Annotated in this window: 13 protein-coding genes; 8 read left to right on the top strand and 5 right to left on the bottom strand. The window is 63.4% G+C overall.

The window, feature by feature from the left end:
- The first annotated feature begins 504 nt into the window (after nt 1–504).
- The 5 genes from AB4Y31_RS29320 to AB4Y31_RS29300 all read left to right on the top strand — a co-directional run bounded on the left by AB4Y31_RS29320 (nt 505) and on the right by AB4Y31_RS29300 (nt 6,296).
- Nucleotides 505–1,419: a glutaminase gene (locus tag AB4Y31_RS29320; RefSeq protein WP_368677052.1), complete on the top strand. Its 915-nt coding sequence runs from the start codon at nt 505–507 to the stop codon at nt 1,417–1,419.
- A gap of 81 nt (nt 1,420–1,500) precedes the next feature.
- Nucleotides 1,501–2,439 carry a cation diffusion facilitator family transporter gene (locus tag AB4Y31_RS29315; protein ID WP_368677051.1) on the top strand — a complete coding sequence of 313 codons (939 nt, stop codon included), beginning with the start codon at nt 1,501–1,503 and terminating at the stop codon, nt 2,437–2,439.
- A 127-nt stretch (nt 2,440–2,566) separates the two neighbouring features.
- On the top strand, nt 2,567–4,033 hold the full coding sequence (locus AB4Y31_RS29310; protein WP_368677050.1) for a nodulation protein NfeD: 1,467 nt from the start codon (nt 2,567–2,569) through the stop codon (nt 4,031–4,033).
- Nucleotides 4,030–4,785 (top strand): slipin family protein, encoded by a 756-nt coding sequence (locus AB4Y31_RS29305; RefSeq protein WP_018442194.1) that lies wholly within the window; start codon nt 4,030–4,032, stop codon nt 4,783–4,785. Before AB4Y31_RS29310 ends, AB4Y31_RS29305 begins: the two co-directional genes overlap by 4 nt.
- A 182-nt stretch (nt 4,786–4,967) precedes the next feature.
- Entirely contained in the window at nt 4,968–6,296 is a 1,329-nt protein-coding gene (locus AB4Y31_RS29300) for an NCS2 family permease (protein WP_368677049.1), read from the top strand.
- Nucleotides 6,297–6,402: 106 nt separating this feature from the next.
- Here AB4Y31_RS29300 and AB4Y31_RS29295 read toward each other — a convergent pair whose 3' ends face one another.
- On the bottom strand, nt 6,403–6,693 hold the full coding sequence (locus AB4Y31_RS29295) for a DUF1488 domain-containing protein (protein ID WP_026229952.1): 291 nt from the start codon (nt 6,691–6,693) through the stop codon (nt 6,403–6,405).
- Between the two features lie 303 nt (nt 6,694–6,996).
- On the opposite strand from AB4Y31_RS29295, the gene AB4Y31_RS29290 reads away from it, so the two are divergent.
- Nucleotides 6,997–7,296 (top strand): 2Fe-2S iron-sulfur cluster-binding protein, encoded by a 300-nt coding sequence (locus AB4Y31_RS29290; protein WP_368677048.1) that lies wholly within the window; start codon nt 6,997–6,999, stop codon nt 7,294–7,296.
- Between the two features lie 126 nt (nt 7,297–7,422).
- Here AB4Y31_RS29290 and hpaI read toward each other — a convergent pair whose 3' ends face one another.
- The 3 genes from hpaI to AB4Y31_RS29275 all read right to left on the bottom strand — a co-directional run bounded on the left by hpaI (nt 7,423) and on the right by AB4Y31_RS29275 (nt 11,194).
- A complete protein-coding gene (hpaI, locus tag AB4Y31_RS29285; protein WP_368677047.1) occupies nt 7,423–8,223 on the bottom strand; it encodes a 4-hydroxy-2-oxoheptanedioate aldolase in 801 nt (266 codons plus the stop codon).
- Nucleotides 8,210–9,550, bottom strand: a complete 1,341-nt coding sequence (locus AB4Y31_RS29280) for an MFS transporter (protein WP_368677046.1) — start codon at nt 9,548–9,550, stop codon at nt 8,210–8,212. Before AB4Y31_RS29280 ends, hpaI begins: the two co-directional genes overlap by 14 nt.
- Nucleotides 9,551–9,646: 96 nt before the next feature.
- A complete protein-coding gene (locus AB4Y31_RS29275) occupies nt 9,647–11,194 on the bottom strand; it encodes a UxaA family hydrolase (protein ID WP_368677045.1) in 1,548 nt (515 codons plus the stop codon).
- Nucleotides 11,195–11,366: 172 nt separating this feature from the next.
- Here AB4Y31_RS29275 and AB4Y31_RS29270 point away from each other — a divergent pair, with 172 nt between their 5' ends.
- Nucleotides 11,367–12,419: a LacI family DNA-binding transcriptional regulator gene (locus tag AB4Y31_RS29270; RefSeq protein WP_368677044.1), complete on the top strand. Its 1,053-nt coding sequence runs from the start codon at nt 11,367–11,369 to the stop codon at nt 12,417–12,419.
- 109 nt (nt 12,420–12,528) lie between these two features.
- Here the strand turns inward: AB4Y31_RS29270 and AB4Y31_RS29265 are convergent, their stop codons facing one another.
- The gene (locus tag AB4Y31_RS29265) at nt 12,529–12,978 is read right to left on the bottom strand and encodes a MarR family winged helix-turn-helix transcriptional regulator (protein WP_368677043.1); all 450 of its coding nucleotides are present in this window, start codon (nt 12,976–12,978) and stop codon (nt 12,529–12,531) included.
- A 237-nt stretch (nt 12,979–13,215) separates the two neighbouring features.
- On the opposite strand from AB4Y31_RS29265, the gene AB4Y31_RS29260 reads away from it, so the two are divergent.
- The gene (locus tag AB4Y31_RS29260) at nt 13,216–14,703 is read left to right on the top strand and encodes a DHA2 family efflux MFS transporter permease subunit (protein ID WP_368677060.1); all 1,488 of its coding nucleotides are present in this window, start codon (nt 13,216–13,218) and stop codon (nt 14,701–14,703) included.
- Nucleotides 14,704–14,795: the final 92 nt, after the last annotated feature.

Below are 14,795 nucleotides of genomic sequence, written 5' to 3'. Positions count from 1 at the left end.
CGCCTTGGCGCCGCTACCACCACTACCCTTCGGCACCGCCGTCTTGCGTTGCTGCATCAGCAGCAGAGAAGCGAGATTATGCAGCGTCACCAGCCAGTCGTCAACGAGTTTTTTGATTGCGTCGCACACTGCTCAGCGCCACATCCTGACCCGCCAACCGCTGTCCGCGCGCCTCGTATTTACAGCACGATGCGCGCCGCTCGCCGTTCCACTTCCCTCTCTCGCGCCGCCGTCGCCGACCGCGCGAAAGGGCGTGATTCTAGGCCGCTTCGCGAAGCGCCGCAAGCGGAAAATGCATTGCGAACGACCGCGCCAACAACCGTGCACGAACAATCGCAACGAACCGGTCTCCGCACCCCGCCGCGCCCCACCGCGTCCCATGAACGGCCGCAATCCGAATGCCACGGCGCTTGACGTCGGTCCCACTTGCCGGTTCCATACGGGTCCGTCGCACCCGCCGGAAAAGCGCGGTCAGCGAAACGCAATCAACCAGACAGACTCGCCGTGAACTATCAACCGATCCTCGAGCAGATCTACCGCGACATCGAACCGTGGCGCAACGCGGGCCGCGTCGCCAACTACATTCCCGAGCTCGCGAAAATTCCGGGCGAGCGCTTCGGCATGGCCGTCGTCACGCTCGATGGCGAAGTGTTCAGTGTCGGCGACGCCCACCAAAGATTCTCGATCCAGAGCATCTCGAAGCTGTTCGCTTGCACGCTGGCGTTCCAACTACTCGGCGATGCGCTTTGGCAACGCGTTGGACGCGAGCCATCCGGGACAGCATTCAATTCGCTCGTTCAGCTCGAGACCGAACGCGGGTTACCGCGCAACCCTTTCATCAACGCTGGAGCGCTAGTCGTTACGGACGTCCTTTGTCGCCGTTTCGTGCGCGCGGAAACCGCGCTCGTCCAGTTCGTGCGCCGGCTATCCGGCGTATCCGATATCGACTACGACGCGCGCGTCGCGGAATCGGAACTTCGCCACGCGGAGCGCAACCGGGCGATGGCTCACTTCATCGCCAGCTTCGGCAAGCTGGACATGCCGCCCGACGCTGTCGTCGATGCGTATTGCCGTCAATGCGCGATCGAGATGAATTGCATCGAGCTCGCTCGCGCCGCCCTCTTTCTAGCCAACGGCGGTATCGCGCCGGCCACCGGCGAGCGTATCGTCGATCCCAGTTCGGCAAAACGGCTCTCCGCGTTGATGCTGACCTGCGGCACCTACGACGCGGCGGGCGATTTTGTCTATCGCGTCGGCCTGCCGGCGAAAAGCGGCGTAGGCGGCGGCATCGTCGCCGTGCTGCCGCGCGAAATGGCCGTTTGCGTCTGGTCGCCCGGCCTTGATGCGAACGGCAACTCGCTCGCCGGCACCTTGTCCCTTGAATGGTTGACCACACTCACCAGGCAGTCGATTTTCTAACGCCGCCGCATGGCACGCATGATGCGAGCCATGTGAAAGCCAAAGCAAGCCTGTCGAATCAATCGACGCAGATAGCCAAAGATGGCCGAATCGATCATCGTGGTCTACGGCGGAATGGCCGGCAATGTTGCTGTCGCGACGACGAAGTTCGTCGTAGCCGGCATTACTGGCAGTTCAGCCATGCTGTCAGAGGCAATCCATTCGGTGGTCGACGCAGGCGACGGCCTTTTGCTCCTCCTGGGAATGAAACGCAGCCGGCGACCGCCGGACGCCGAGCACCCGTTCGGGTACGGCAAGGAGGTCTACTTCTGGAGTCTGATCGTCGCCGTTATGATCTTCGGCGTCGGGGGCGGCATATCGGCGTATCAGGGACTGCTGCACATCTTGCACCCCGCCCCGTTGGAAGATGCGATGTGGAACTACATCGTGCTTGGCTGCGCCGCAATATTCGAAGGCGCGAGCTTCACGATTGCCTTGCGTGCCACGCTCGAGGAAAAAGGCAGCAAGCCGTTCTGGCAGGCATTGCACTCGAGCAAGGACCCGAGCACCATAACGGTCCTCGCCGAAGACAGCGCCGACCTTCTCGGATTGCTGCTGGCAGCGATCGGCGTCTATGCCAGCCATCGATTCAATATGCCAGCGCTCGACGGCGCAGCGTCGATCGCGATCGGCCTTGTTCTGGCCGCCGTGGCCGGCCTGCTCATGTACGAAACCCGAAGCCTGCTGCTGGGCGAAGGCGTCGAGCTCGAAATTGCGCGTGCCATCCGGAAGCTGGTCCAGGAAGACCATGCGGTAGCGTCGGCCGCACAACCACTGACGATGTACTTTGGGCCAGACGACATCTTGCTGACACTCGACGTCAGCTTCAAGCCGGGCACGTCAGGGAAAGAGATTGCGGTAGCAATCGAGCGCATCGAAAGCAGCATTCAATCGCGCTTTCCGAACATCAAGCGAATCTATATCGAAGCTCGGCAGGTCGCCGCGGCAGCATCCGGCGAAGGGCGATTCGGGCCGTCGTGACTCCCCGCCGATTTCCTCTCACGCCCGAATCGTCCTAAGCTTTAAGCGACAAAGCGGCCCGTTGCCGCCGGCGGCGACGCGCTCGCAGCGTCTGCTCAGAACGATGGAAACCCGCCTATTGCCGTGCATGATGTCAACCGAGGTTGCAGTGCACAATCGGCGCCACGCGCCAGGGGTGCTGGCGTGGCTCGTCCGCGCGGCGGCTGCGTTAGCTTTGCTCCTCGCGGGCATGGGCGCATCGGCCGCGTCGCTCGAGGTCGTCGTCATCCCCATCGCCGGGGCAATCGGCCCGGCCAGCGCCGATTTCATTTCGCGTGGCCTGGAGCGCGCCGCGCACGACGACGCGCAGCTCGCCGTCATCGAACTCGACACGCCCGGCGGTCTCGACACGTCGATGCGTCAAATCATCAAGGCGATTCTCGCCTCTCCGGTGCCCGTGGCCACCTTCATCGCGCCGAGCGGCGCACGCGCGGCGAGCGCCGGAACCTACATCATCTACGCCAGCCACATCGCCGCAATGGCGCCAGGCACGAATCTCGGCGCGGCGACACCGATCGAGCTCGGCGTCGGCGGCAGTCCCGGCACGCCGCCCGCCGATACGGGGAAGAACGCCAGCAGCGACAAATCCGCCTCCGCCCCTGCCGCCGTCGATACGCAATCGACGGAAGCGCGCAAGCGCATCAGCGACGCTGTCGCCTACATACGAGGTCTCGCGCAGATGCGCGGACGCAATGTCGAATGGGCCGAGCGCGCCGTTCGCGAAGCGGTGAGCCTGCCGGCGCGCGAAGCCGTCGAGCAGCACGTGGTGGACATGAGCGCGCGCGACGTACCCGACCTGCTCCGGCAGCTCGACGGCCGCACGATCGAAACCTCGACGGGCAGCCACCGGCTCGCGACGGCCAATGCGCGCACCGTCACCCTCGTACCCGACTGGCGCAGTCATCTGCTCTCCGTCATTACGGACCCGAACGTCGCGCTGATCCTCCTCACGATCGGTATGTACGGTCTCTTTTTCGAGTTCATGAATCCGGGCTTCGTCCTGCCCGGCGTCGCAGGCGCCATTGCGCTGCTGATCGGCCTCTTCGCCCTGCAGTTGCTGCCGATCAGCTACACCGGCCTTGCGTTGATCTTCCTCGGCATTGCGTTCCTTATTGCCGAAGCTTTCCTGCCGACGTTCGGCACGCTCGGGTTCGGCGGTATCGTCGCGTTCGCGGCAGGTGCGATGATGCTCGTGAACACCGACGTCCCTGGCTATGGCGTCCCGCTCCCCGTCATCGCCGCGCTGACCGTGGCGACTGGCCTTTTCGTCTTCATTGTCTCGAGCTTTGCGCTCAGGGCACGGCGACGCCCGGTCGTCACGGGCTCGGAAGCCATGGTCGGCTGCCTCGGCGAGATCATCGACGATGGTCTTGCGAGCGCGGATGGCGGGCTCGGCGCCGAGGCGACGGGTTGGGCGCACGTGCGCGGCGAGCGCTGGCGCGTGCGCGCGTCGGCCGCGCTTCCCGCCGGAAGCCGCGTACGTGTGATCGGCCGCTCCGGCCTGACGCTAACAGTGGCCCCCATCGTCGATCCAAAACAAGGAGAAACGTCATGATCGGCTTCACTTTCGGCTTCAGCAGTCTTTTGATCCTGCTGGCGATCATCGTCATCGCCTCGGCGATTCGCATCTTTCGCGAATACGAGCGCGGCGTCGTGTTTACACTCGGACGCTTCTGGAAGGTCAAGGGGCCAGGGCTCGTCCTGATCGCGCCCATCATTCAGCAGGTGGTCCGCATCGATCTGCGCACGGTCGTCTTCGACGTGCCGCCACAGGACGTCATCACGCGCGATAACGTATCGGTCAAGGTCAACGCGGTGGTCTACTTCCGCGTCGTCGATCCGGAGAAAGCCGTGATCCAGGTCGCGCGGTTCTTCGAGGCGACGAGCCAGCTTTCACAGACCACGCTGCGCGCCGTGCTCGGCAAACACGAGCTCGATACGTTGCTCGCCGAGCGCGAAATGCTCAATGCGGACATCCAGAAGGCGCTCGACATGCAAACGGATGCCTGGGGCATCAAGGTCTCGAACGTCGAAATCAAGCACGTCGACATCAACGAGTCGATGATCCGCGCGATCGCGCGCCAAGCCGAGGCGGAGCGGGAGCGGCGGGCCAAGATCATCCACGCCGACGGCGAACTGCAAGCTTCGCAGAAGTTGCTCGAAGCGGCCCAGACGCTCGCCCGGGAGCCGCAGGCGATGCAATTGCGTTATCTGCAAACGCTCACTACAATCGCCGCCGACAAGAACTCCACTATCGTTTTCCCGCTCCCTGTCGATATCCTCACCGCCGTGCTGAACCGCGGCTGACGCCCGTACCGCGGTGGTTTCACGGCAGGGGCGATGCGCGCAGCGTAGTGCCGTCCAAATAGTCGCTATTACAGTCGGCGGCTGGTTTCCGCGCGACGGCTGTGTACAGTACGGCACAACCGGACTCGACGTTTCTTCCGCACAAGATCGAACGGCCATCAGGATCAGGAGACATACCGCTCATGGAACAAGTGAAAGCCTTTTCCCCGCTCGAAGCGGCGAAGCGTTACTTCGGCCTCGACGAAGCAGGCACCAATCTGCGCACCGAGGTGCTTGCCGGTGTAACCACGTTTCTGACGATGGCTTACATCATCTTCGTGAACCCGGCGATTCTCGGCGACGCCGGCATGCCCAAAGATTCGGTGTTCGTCGCAACCTGTCTCGTCTCCGCGCTCGCGACGTTGATTATGGGCCTTTACGCGAACTATCCGATCGCCTGCGCGCCGGGAATGGGCCTCAACGCCTATTTCGCCTATACCGTCGTGAAGGGCATGGGATTCACCTGGCAAGCCGCGCTCGGCGCGGTTTTCATCTCCGGGTGTCTCTTTCTCTGCGTCACGCTTTTTCGCGTGCGAGAGATGATCGTCAACGGCATCCCGCACTCGATACGGATTTCGATTACTGCCGGCATCGGCCTTTTCCTTGCGATCATTTCGCTGAAGTCGGCAGGCATCGTCGTCGGCAACCCGGCCACGCTCGTCACGCTCGGCGACTTGCACAAGCCGGAGGTCATCCTCGCGACGATCGGCTTCTTCGCGATCGTGACGCTCGATTTCCTCAAAGTGCGCGGCGCCATCCTGATTGGGATTCTCGGCGTGACGGTGCTCTCGTTCTTCTTCGGCGGCAATCAGTTTCACGGGGTAGTGTCGCCGCCGCCGTCGATTGACGCGACGCTCTTTCATCTGGACATTCGGGGCGCGCTGTCCACCGGCATTCTGAACGTCGTTCTCGTCTTCTTCCTCGTGGAATTGTTCGATGCGACCGGTACGCTGATGGGCGTGGCCAATCGCGCGGGGCTGCTCGTCGAAGGGAAGATGGATCGCCTCAACAAGGCGCTGCTTGCCGATAGTACTGCGATCGTAGCAGGCTCGATGCTCGGCACGTCATCGACGACGGCCTATATCGAAAGCGCCTCCGGGGTGCAGGCCGGCGGCCGCACCGGCGTAACGGCGATCACTGTCGCCATCCTGTTTCTCGCTTGCCTTTTTATCGCGCCGTTGGCTGGCGTCGTACCGAGCTATGCCACGGCGCCCGCGCTGCTTTATGTTTCCTGCCTGATGCTGCGCGAGCTCGCCGCATTGCCGTGGGACGACGCGACGGAAGCCGTCCCCGCCGCGCTGACCGCGCTCCTGATGCCGTTCACCTACTCGATCGCAAACGGCGTCGCCTTCGGATTCATCACTTATGCAGGGTTGAAACTGCTGACTGGCCGGGCGCGGCAGGTCAAGGCGATCGTCTGGATCATCGCGGCGATCTTCCTTTTCCGCTTCTTCTACCTTGGGTCGGAGTGAACGGCCGGGAGCGAGCGCCGCTGCACAGCCCGTTGCGCTCCCCGCGGGACCGCAACGGTGCGTCCGTGGGACGGAGCGATGGGTTGTGGCAACGCAGCGTGTCTTGCTAAACGCGCGCGTTCGCCACGTAGAACCTGACGTAGCCGCTCCGAAGCACCGCGCACTGCGCGTTCGTCTCGGACAACAACCGCCGCGCCGCTGCCTCGATACGCGGACGATGCGCGTCGAAAGCGCCGAGCATGTCCTCGAAACGCGGCGAAGCGGCGCCGAAATGATCTTCGAGCGCTTCCGCGGTGATCGTGCACTCCACGCGCTCGCCATCGACGAGCGCCGGAAACGCCAGGGTCAACTCACGCCCCGAATACTCGGGGATCTCTTTCGGGAATGTGATCTGCATCGGATTCGCCTTTGCCGTGACGAGTGCCGCGCCTGGAAAATTGCCGCCCTGTTGAAAAAAGCGCGACCTGAACGGCGGAAAAGCGCGTTAGCCCCGCCGCCGGTTGCATTCACTTTAGGACGTTTGCGCCAACACGCAAGTTTTACGCAAGCTTGGCTGCCAACTTCAGATTCGGCTGGCGAAATCAGGGAATGCAAGGGCGGACCGCCCTGGATGCGGGCAAACCTCCATCTGCCATTCGGTTTCGGGTATGCTGCGGCGCCATAACATTCGCTCGCCGCGGCGATGCCGCAAAACCGCCTCATGCCCACGTCCGCTCGCCCACCGCTGGTCCGCGTCGAACCGCTCGGCCGCACGTTTGAAGCGCCGGCTGACTTGTCCCTGCTCGAGGCTGCCGGGTTTGCTGGGATTCGCCTGCCGAGGTCATGCCGTAATGGCACGTGTCGATCATGCATCTGCCGCATGGTGAGCGGGCGCGTCATCTATCGGATCGAATGGCCGGGGCTCACGAAGGAGGAGAAGGCGGAAGGCCTTGTCCTGCCTTGCGTGGCAGTCGCCGAAACGGACCTGGTCTTAGTTGTGCCAAACGCGGAAACGACGTGAATCGAATCGTGTCCGATGATGCAGAACTGTCGCGTGAGCAACCCACCGTCAACCCGAACGACTTGACCTGCTCCGTAGGGCAGGCGGCCGGTAGGGTGGTAGCAGCCGACATATCCCCTGGCATGCTCAACCGAACGGTGCGTCTTCACGCCGCCCCGCCCGAACATCCTTGAAATCACGCGCAAGCTTGCGCGCGGCGTTCGCAAACATCAGGATGTCCACGCCCGTCGCCACGAACGCGCAGCCGAGCTCGAGGTAGTGCCGCGCCAACGCCGGGTCGGACGTGAGCGTGCCCGCGGCTTTTCCCGATGCGACGATCGTGCGAATCGCGGCGTCGATTGCGCGCTGGACATCGGGGTGCCCGGCCTTGCCGCGGTGCCCCATCGAAGCGGCCAAGTCAGCGGGGCCGATAAATACGCCGTCGACGCCGTCGACCCCGCAAATCGCTTTGAGGTTATCGAGCGCGGCGGTCGTTTCGGCCTGCACGAGCAGACAGACTTCATCGTCGGCCACGTCGAGGTAATCCGCGCGCGCGCTCCAACGCGACGCCCGGCCCACGGCGCTGCCTACACCGCGTATGCCGTGCGGTGGATAGCGCACGGCGGCGACGAGCGCACGCGCTTCGTCGGCTGTGTTGACCATGGGAACGAGCAAGCTGCGTGCGCCAATGTCGAGTAACCGCTTGATCGATACCGGGTCGCCAGCCGCCGGCCTCACCACGGCCTCTGCTCCGTATGGCGCAACCGCCTGCAACTGCGCGAGCGTGCCGCGCAGGTCGTTCGGCGCATGCTCGTTATCGATGAGCAACCAGTCGAAGCCCGCGGTCGCGCTGACTTCGGCCAGGTACGAATCCGCCATCGAAAGCCAAAAGCCGATTTGTTTGCGGCGCGCGGCGAGCGCGGCCTTGAAGGGATTAGAAGCTGACATCTGCGTTTCGCTGCGCGTGGTTGAGGGAATTCGTCGCATGGCCGCTGGTCTGGATCGGCTCCACCCGGCCGAGCAGGAACAGATAGTTGAGGATCGCAATGCCGATCAGTCCCGACGAAACGACGAGAGCCGACACGAACGAACCCGTAGCGGCGACGATCGCGCCCGTCACGATCGGCCCGATCACGCCGCCGAGATTCGACACCATGTTTTGCAGCCCCGCGACCATCGAGACGGCGTTCGGCGGTGCGACGTCCCCCGGCAAGGCCCATACTTGCGACGCCGCGACCGTCGTTCCCGACTTGGCGACGATGAGCAGCAAGACCGCCACCACGGCCGAATGCGCATACGCGGCCAGTCCGATGCTCGAAGCCATCACCAGGCCGATGACGAGAAAAAGCTTGCGTGTCGCGGTCAGCGAGAGCCGGCCTGACGCATAGACGCGATCGGATGCCCAACCGGCCGCGACTTCGACGACGATTGACGCCAGCAAAGGCAGCGATGCGACCCAGCCCATCTCCATCAACGTAAGGCCGCGCGCCTTGACCAAGTACGTCGGCAACCATGTGATGAAGAAGTACGAGTTGTAGTTGATCATGAAAAAGCCGATGCACATCGCCCAGATGTTCCGATGTGCAAGCAGGCGGCGCCAGTCCGACGGCGCGGCACGCCACGCGGACAGTGCGTTTCGCCCACTCTCGATGTGCGCGAGTTCGTCAGCGTCGACGCCCTTGTTGTCCGCTGGCGAATCGGTAAACGTGATCAACCAGACCGCCAGCCAGACGATCCCGAGCAGCCCCGTCAGCACGAACGTGAGCTTCCAGTCGAAAGCGGCAAGCATCGCGGCGATGAGCGGCAACGCGACCGCCCCCCCCAGCTTGGACCCGCTATCGAAGATTCCGGCCACCCTCGCGCGCTCCTGGCGCGGAAACCAGCGTGTCGCAATGCCGGCGTTGCTCGGATAGGCACCGGCCTCGCCGATGCCAAGCGCGACGCGCAGTGCAACGAGCGAGCGGAAACCGCTCGCGATGCCCGTCGCGGCTGTCGCGAGCGACCACCAGAGGACGGCAAAGCCGAGTACCTTTTTCTGACCGAAGCGATCCGCCAACATGCCGGCCGGCAGTTGCAAAAGCGCGTATGACCAGAAAAACGCGGACATGACGACGCCCATTTCGACCGCGCTTAGATGAAACTCCGACTGAATGCGCGGTGCGGCAGCCGACAGCACCGTGCGATCGATGTAATTGATCGCGATCGCGGCCCACATCAGTCCAGCGACCCACCATCTCACCCTCGACGGGCGCCTCCGTTGTCCTGTCTGCTGCATCTCGTGTCTCCTTTTCTGTTGTGATCTGTCGCGATGCTCGACCTCTCTCCTGGTCGCCCCCCGGCAGCTCCGGGCAGCTCCAGGCAGCTCGTGGCATCAGCTCACGATGCCCATGTGCCACGGCACGAACTCATGATCTCCGAGCCCCAGCAATTCGCTCTTCGTTCGCTCGCCCGACGCGGCACGCACAATCCGCTCGAAGATCTCCTGCCCCATCTCGGCGATCGAGCGCTCGCCGTCGAGCACGAGCCCGCAGTTGATGTCCATGTCCTCTTCGAGCCGCCTGAACATCGGGGTGTTGCTCGCGAGCTTCAGCGTCGGTGCGGGCTTTGAACCGAACATCGAGCCTCGCCCGGTCGTAAAGCAAATGAGGTTCGCGCCGCTCGCGATCTGGCCCGTGACGGCCACCGGGTCGTAGCCTGGCGAATCCATGAATACCAGCCCGGCGCGATCGATCGGCTCGGCGTATTCGTAGACAGCCTGCAGTGGCGTGGTGCCCGCCTTCATCGCGGAGCCAAGCGACTTCTCGAAGATGTTCGCGAGCCCGCCCCTCTGGTTGCCAGGTCCCACGACGCCGTTGAACTGTCCGTTGTGACCGTGCGTGTAACGCTCCCACCACGCAAGCCGATCGAGCAGCTTCTGCCCGACCTCGGGGGTTACGGCCCGCCGCGTCAACATGAATTCGACGCCATGAATTTCCGGCGTTTCGGAAAGGATCGCAGTCCCGCCGTGGCGCACGAGCAGATCCATCGCCGCGCCGAGCGCCGGGTTCGCCGTGATTCCGGAAAAGCCGTCGGAGCCGCCGCATTCAAGCCCGATCCTCAAGTGACTGACCGGCACCTGGCTGCGGACGACATCGTTAGCGGCCGGCAACATTTTCTCGACGGCGGCGATGCCGGCAGCGATCGTCGCACGCGTGCCGCCTTCGTCCTGCATAACGAGCGCATGCGTCGTGCTCCCGATTCGCAAACCTTGGGAGTCCAGCAAGTCGCCGACTTGATTGCGCTCGCAGCCGAGTCCCACGATGAGCACACCGGCGAGATTCGGATGCCGTGCGTAGCCGGCGAGCGTACGACGCAAAACATCGAAGTGCTCACTAGGCGATGACATTCCGCAACCGCTCGTCTGCGCGAACGCGACTACACCATCGACGTTCGGATAGGGCCGCAGGCGCTCAGCGGTAAACCACTCTGCGATTTGATGGATGACCGTCGACGAGCAGTTGACCGATGCAATGACCCCGATGAAGTTACGCGTGGCGACTCGCCCGTCCGACCGTACGATGCCGGCGAAAGTCGCACGTTGTGCTTCCGGAACGTAAGCAACCGGCTTCGCGTCGAGTCCGAAGCCCGGGTCGCAGTCGAGGTGAGTCAGCGCGACGTTGTGGGTATGAACGTGCTCGCCCGCTTCAATGTCACGCGCGGCCACGCCGATCACCGTGTCATATTTGCGGATCGCCTCGCCGGCGGATAGACGAACGGCCGCGATCTTGTGACCGGGCTCGATCTGCGCGCGCAAACGCACCGGTCGCCCATCGATGAGGAGCCGATGCCCGATCCCGAGCGCTTCCCGCGCAATCAGAACGTTGTCGCGTGGATTGAGCCTGAGGAGCGGCCCATCGAAAGCAGTCTTGTTCTGCCACATGCCTGGATGTCTCCACCGAGTGTCTCCACCGGGCCGCGGCGAACGGCGGCCCGCGGCTCTCTGTATTCATTCGACGAAAAGTTACCGGTATATGTAACCGGTAACACTCTGCGATGTTAGTAGCCTTCTGGGATAATTGCCAGCAATGTTTTACACAGGACCCGCCGCCTCCGTGACGAAAACCTCGACCGAAACCGCCGTCCCCGTCGCCGGTAGCGCCCTGCGGCGCTCTCGCAAAGGTACTGGCCGCGTCACGCTGAGCGATCTGGCGAGGCTGACCGGCGTCACGAAGGTCACGGTTTCGCGGGCGCTCAACAGCCCCGAGCTCGTGTCGAGCGAAACACTCGCGCGGATCCGCGAGGCAGTGCGGCAGACCGGCTACACGCCCGACCTGGTCGCGGGTTCGCTCGCCTCCAACCGCAGCCGGCTCATCGTCGCATTGATCCCGGCGATGGCGGGGGGCGTCTTCCAGGAAACGGTGACCGCATTGACCACCGAGCTCGATGCGGCAGGCTATCAATTGCTGCTCGGCCAGAGCGGCTACGACGAATCACGCGAGGAAGCGCTGCTCGAGGCAATCATCGGCAGGCGTCCCGCAGGCATCGTGCTGACCGGCGTCGTGCATTCGGAAGCATCGCGTCAGAAGCTACGCGCCTCTGGAATCCCGGTCGTCGAAACATGGGACATCACGCGCACGCCGCTCGACATGTTGATCGGCTTTTCCCATCAAAAAGTCGGCGAATCGGCGGCGCGCTATCTGCGCGAACGCGGCACAAAACGCCCGGCAATCGTCACGCCGGGCGACCGTCGCGCGCAATTGCGCGCCGATGCGTTCATCGGCGCGTTCGATGGCGATTGGACGATCCCCGTCATATCGGTTGCCTCGCCGGCGTCGCTCGGCGACGGCCGCCGCGCGCTGGCCGCCCTACTCGACGAGCATCCGTCGATAGACGCGGTATTCTGCGGCGCGGACATCATGGCGCTCGGCGTGTTGATCGAAGCGCGTCACCGTGGCGTGGCGGTGCCTCGGCGATTGAAGGTAGTCGGCTACGGCGATCAGACTTTCGCCGTCGACACCGATCCGCCGCTGACTACGATCCGCATCGACGGCACGAGGATCGGCAAGCTCGCCGCATCCATGCTCATCGCGAAGATCGAGGGGCGCGTGCAACGGCAGCGTAAGTTCGACGTCGGCTTCGACTTGATCGAGCGGGGGTCCTGCTGATCGCGGGGCTGGGTCCCTGCCCGAACGCGTGGACCTCGCACGCGATGAATTCGGGTAGTCGTTCATACCGGCCGCGAGCGGCCGCGAAACCGACCACGTTGTGAGCTGCCTATTCGACACCTTCGCCGATGCTTTCGACGAAATTCCTCCGCACCTGCTGTAACAGACGGATCAAGGTGTCCCTCTCAGCGGGCGACATACCTTTGAACCCTTCCTCGGCAACTTCGTCGCCGACCTCGAGGACGCGCGGAAAGATGCTCCGCGCTTTACGCGTGAGTCGAATCGTGAACGCACGCCGATCGCCATCGCTCGCCGCGCGCTCGATCCACCCATAACTTTCCATTCGGTCGAGCAATCGAGTCAATGAAATCGGCGTGATCTCGAGTAGTTCGGCGAGGCGCGCCTGATTCATCTCGCCCTTCCAAGACAGATAGGCCAACACGCGGCTCTGCGCGCGCGTAAGCCCGAGCCGCTTAGCGCGTTTGTCATAAAGGCGCCCGCACAGGCGCCCCACGTCGGTCACCAGGAAGCCCAGCCGGCTTTCGTAGCTTTTGTCCATGCGCGGATTATAGGGGAACGGGTCAGACCGGCTTGCCGAGGGTGCTATTCCGGCCATCGATGAGCCGGGATATAATAAGCATGCTTATGAATTGGATCGTCGCGCCAGTGGCGGACACTGCGCCAGCCCAGAAATCGCACTCGCCGCGGGGCGCCTACAGGCCAGCGAGTCTGATAGGAGAGTTCATTGATACAGACGTCCTCCGCGACTGAAGCGGGCCGCCCGCTGAATCGGCCCATGCTGACGGTCTCGATCATGCTGGCGACGCTCATGCAGACGCTCGACAGCACGATCGCCAACGTCGCGCTGCCTCATATGCAGGGGAGCCTCTCGGCCTCGCAGGATGAGATCACGTGGGTCTTGACTTCGTACATCGTCGCCGCTGCAATCGCCACGCCGCTCACCGGCTGGCTATCGGACCGCCTGAGCGTGAAGCGGCTGCTGACGATTTCGGTCGCCGGCTTTACGGTCGCCTCGGCGTGTTGCGGCTTGTCCGAGACGCTCGCGCAAATCGTCTGTTCGCGACTGCTGCAGGGCGTCTTCGGGGCGGCGCTAGTGCCGCTTTCGCAATCGATCCTGCTCGACATCAATCCGCGTGAGAAACAAGGGCAGGCTATGGCGATCTGGGGAATGGGCGTGATGGTGGGCCCCATTCTCGGCCCGACGCTCGGCGGTTGGCTGACCGACAGCTATTCGTGGCGCTGGGTCTTCTTCATCAACTTGCCGATCGGTATCATGGCGCTCGCCGGCGTCGCGGCGTTCTTGCCCGCGAGAGCGCCGCGGCGCGGAGTCACGTTCGACGCCTTCGGCTTCGCTACCCTTGCCCTCGCCATCGGCGCCCTGCAGGCGATGCTCGACCGCGGCGAGCAACTCGACTGGTTTGGATCGAAGGAAATCGTCGCGGAGGCGTTGATCGCCTCGATCAGCTTTGCGTTTTTCATCGCGCATACCGCAACGGCGGGCAAGGTCTCATTCTTCAAGCGCGAACTGCTGCGCGATCCGAACTTCGCGGTCGGCACGTTCTTCATTTTTATCGTCGGCGCTGTCTTGTATGCGACCCGTGCTCTGGTTCCGCCGATGCTGCAGAATCTGATGAGCTATCCGGTCGCCGCAGCCGGGCTCGTTACCGCCCCGAGCGGCGCGGGCACGATGATCGCCATGTTGATTGCCGGGAAGTTGCTCAAGCGAATCGATTCGAGGCTGATGTTGCTCGCGGGCATGCTGATCTCGGCGTTCGCGTTGTGGCAGATGATGCACTACACCATTGTGCTCTCGGAGTCGGACATCGTTTGGCCCGGCGTCGTCCAAGGATTCGGGCTCGGCCTTGTGTTCGTGCCGCTCAGCACGCTGACCTTCTCGACGCTGACGGCCGAGCTTCGCGCAGACGGCACAGCCACCTATAGCCTGATGCGCAACATCGGCAGCAGTATCGGCATTTCCATCGTCCAGACACTGATGACGCGTTACACGCAGGTATCGCATGCCGATCTCGCGGCGAACATCACCGCCTTCAACCCCGCCGTACAGCCGCTGCTCGCATCCGGCTCGAGAATGGACATCGCCATGCTCGACCGCGGAATCACTCAGCAGGCTGCAATGATCGCGTACCTCGACGACTTCAAGCTGATGTTCTTCGCCACGCTCCTCGTCATCCCGTTGCTGATTCTGATTCGCAAGCCCGGTGCGTATTCGACGGATGTCGGCGCGCATGCGGCGATCGATTGATCGGGCTGCGTTTCGTGGTGACCACCGCCACGGCCTCCACCGTCGCCGTGACCGCCACGCCCACCGTTTGAGCTACCACTCGCGCTGGTCTT

The sequence above is a fragment of the Trinickia sp. EG282A genome, from assembly GCF_040965455.1.
Lineage (GTDB): Bacteria > Pseudomonadota > Gammaproteobacteria > Burkholderiales > Burkholderiaceae > Trinickia > Trinickia symbiotica.
The sequence above is the reverse complement of the archived record's forward strand: the minus strand, read 5'-3'. Positions and strand labels throughout refer to the sequence as shown.

Coding starts and splice junctions, on each gene's coding strand:
- AB4Y31_RS29315 (WP_368677051.1), top strand. CDS start 1,501: ATGGCCGAATCGATCATCGTGGTCTACGGCGGAATGGCCGGCAATGTT.
- AB4Y31_RS29310 (WP_368677050.1), top strand. CDS start 2,567: ATGATGTCAACCGAGGTTGCAGTGCACAATCGGCGCCACGCGCCAGGG.
- AB4Y31_RS29305 (WP_018442194.1), top strand. CDS start 4,030: ATGATCGGCTTCACTTTCGGCTTCAGCAGTCTTTTGATCCTGCTGGCG.
- AB4Y31_RS29300 (WP_368677049.1), top strand. CDS start 4,968: ATGGAACAAGTGAAAGCCTTTTCCCCGCTCGAAGCGGCGAAGCGTTAC.
- AB4Y31_RS29295 (WP_026229952.1), bottom strand. CDS start 6,693: ATGCAGATCACATTCCCGAAAGAGATCCCCGAGTATTCGGGGCGTGAG.
- AB4Y31_RS29290 (WP_368677048.1), top strand. CDS start 6,997: ATGCCCACGTCCGCTCGCCCACCGCTGGTCCGCGTCGAACCGCTCGGC.
- hpaI (WP_368677047.1), bottom strand. CDS start 8,223: ATGTCAGCTTCTAATCCCTTCAAGGCCGCGCTCGCCGCGCGCCGCAAA.
- AB4Y31_RS29280 (WP_368677046.1), bottom strand. CDS start 9,550: ATGCAGCAGACAGGACAACGGAGGCGCCCGTCGAGGGTGAGATGGTGG.
- AB4Y31_RS29275 (WP_368677045.1), bottom strand. CDS start 11,194: ATGTGGCAGAACAAGACTGCTTTCGATGGGCCGCTCCTCAGGCTCAAT.
- AB4Y31_RS29265 (WP_368677043.1), bottom strand. CDS start 12,978: ATGGACAAAAGCTACGAAAGCCGGCTGGGCTTCCTGGTGACCGACGTG.
- AB4Y31_RS29260 (WP_368677060.1), top strand. CDS start 13,216: ATGCTGACGGTCTCGATCATGCTGGCGACGCTCATGCAGACGCTCGAC.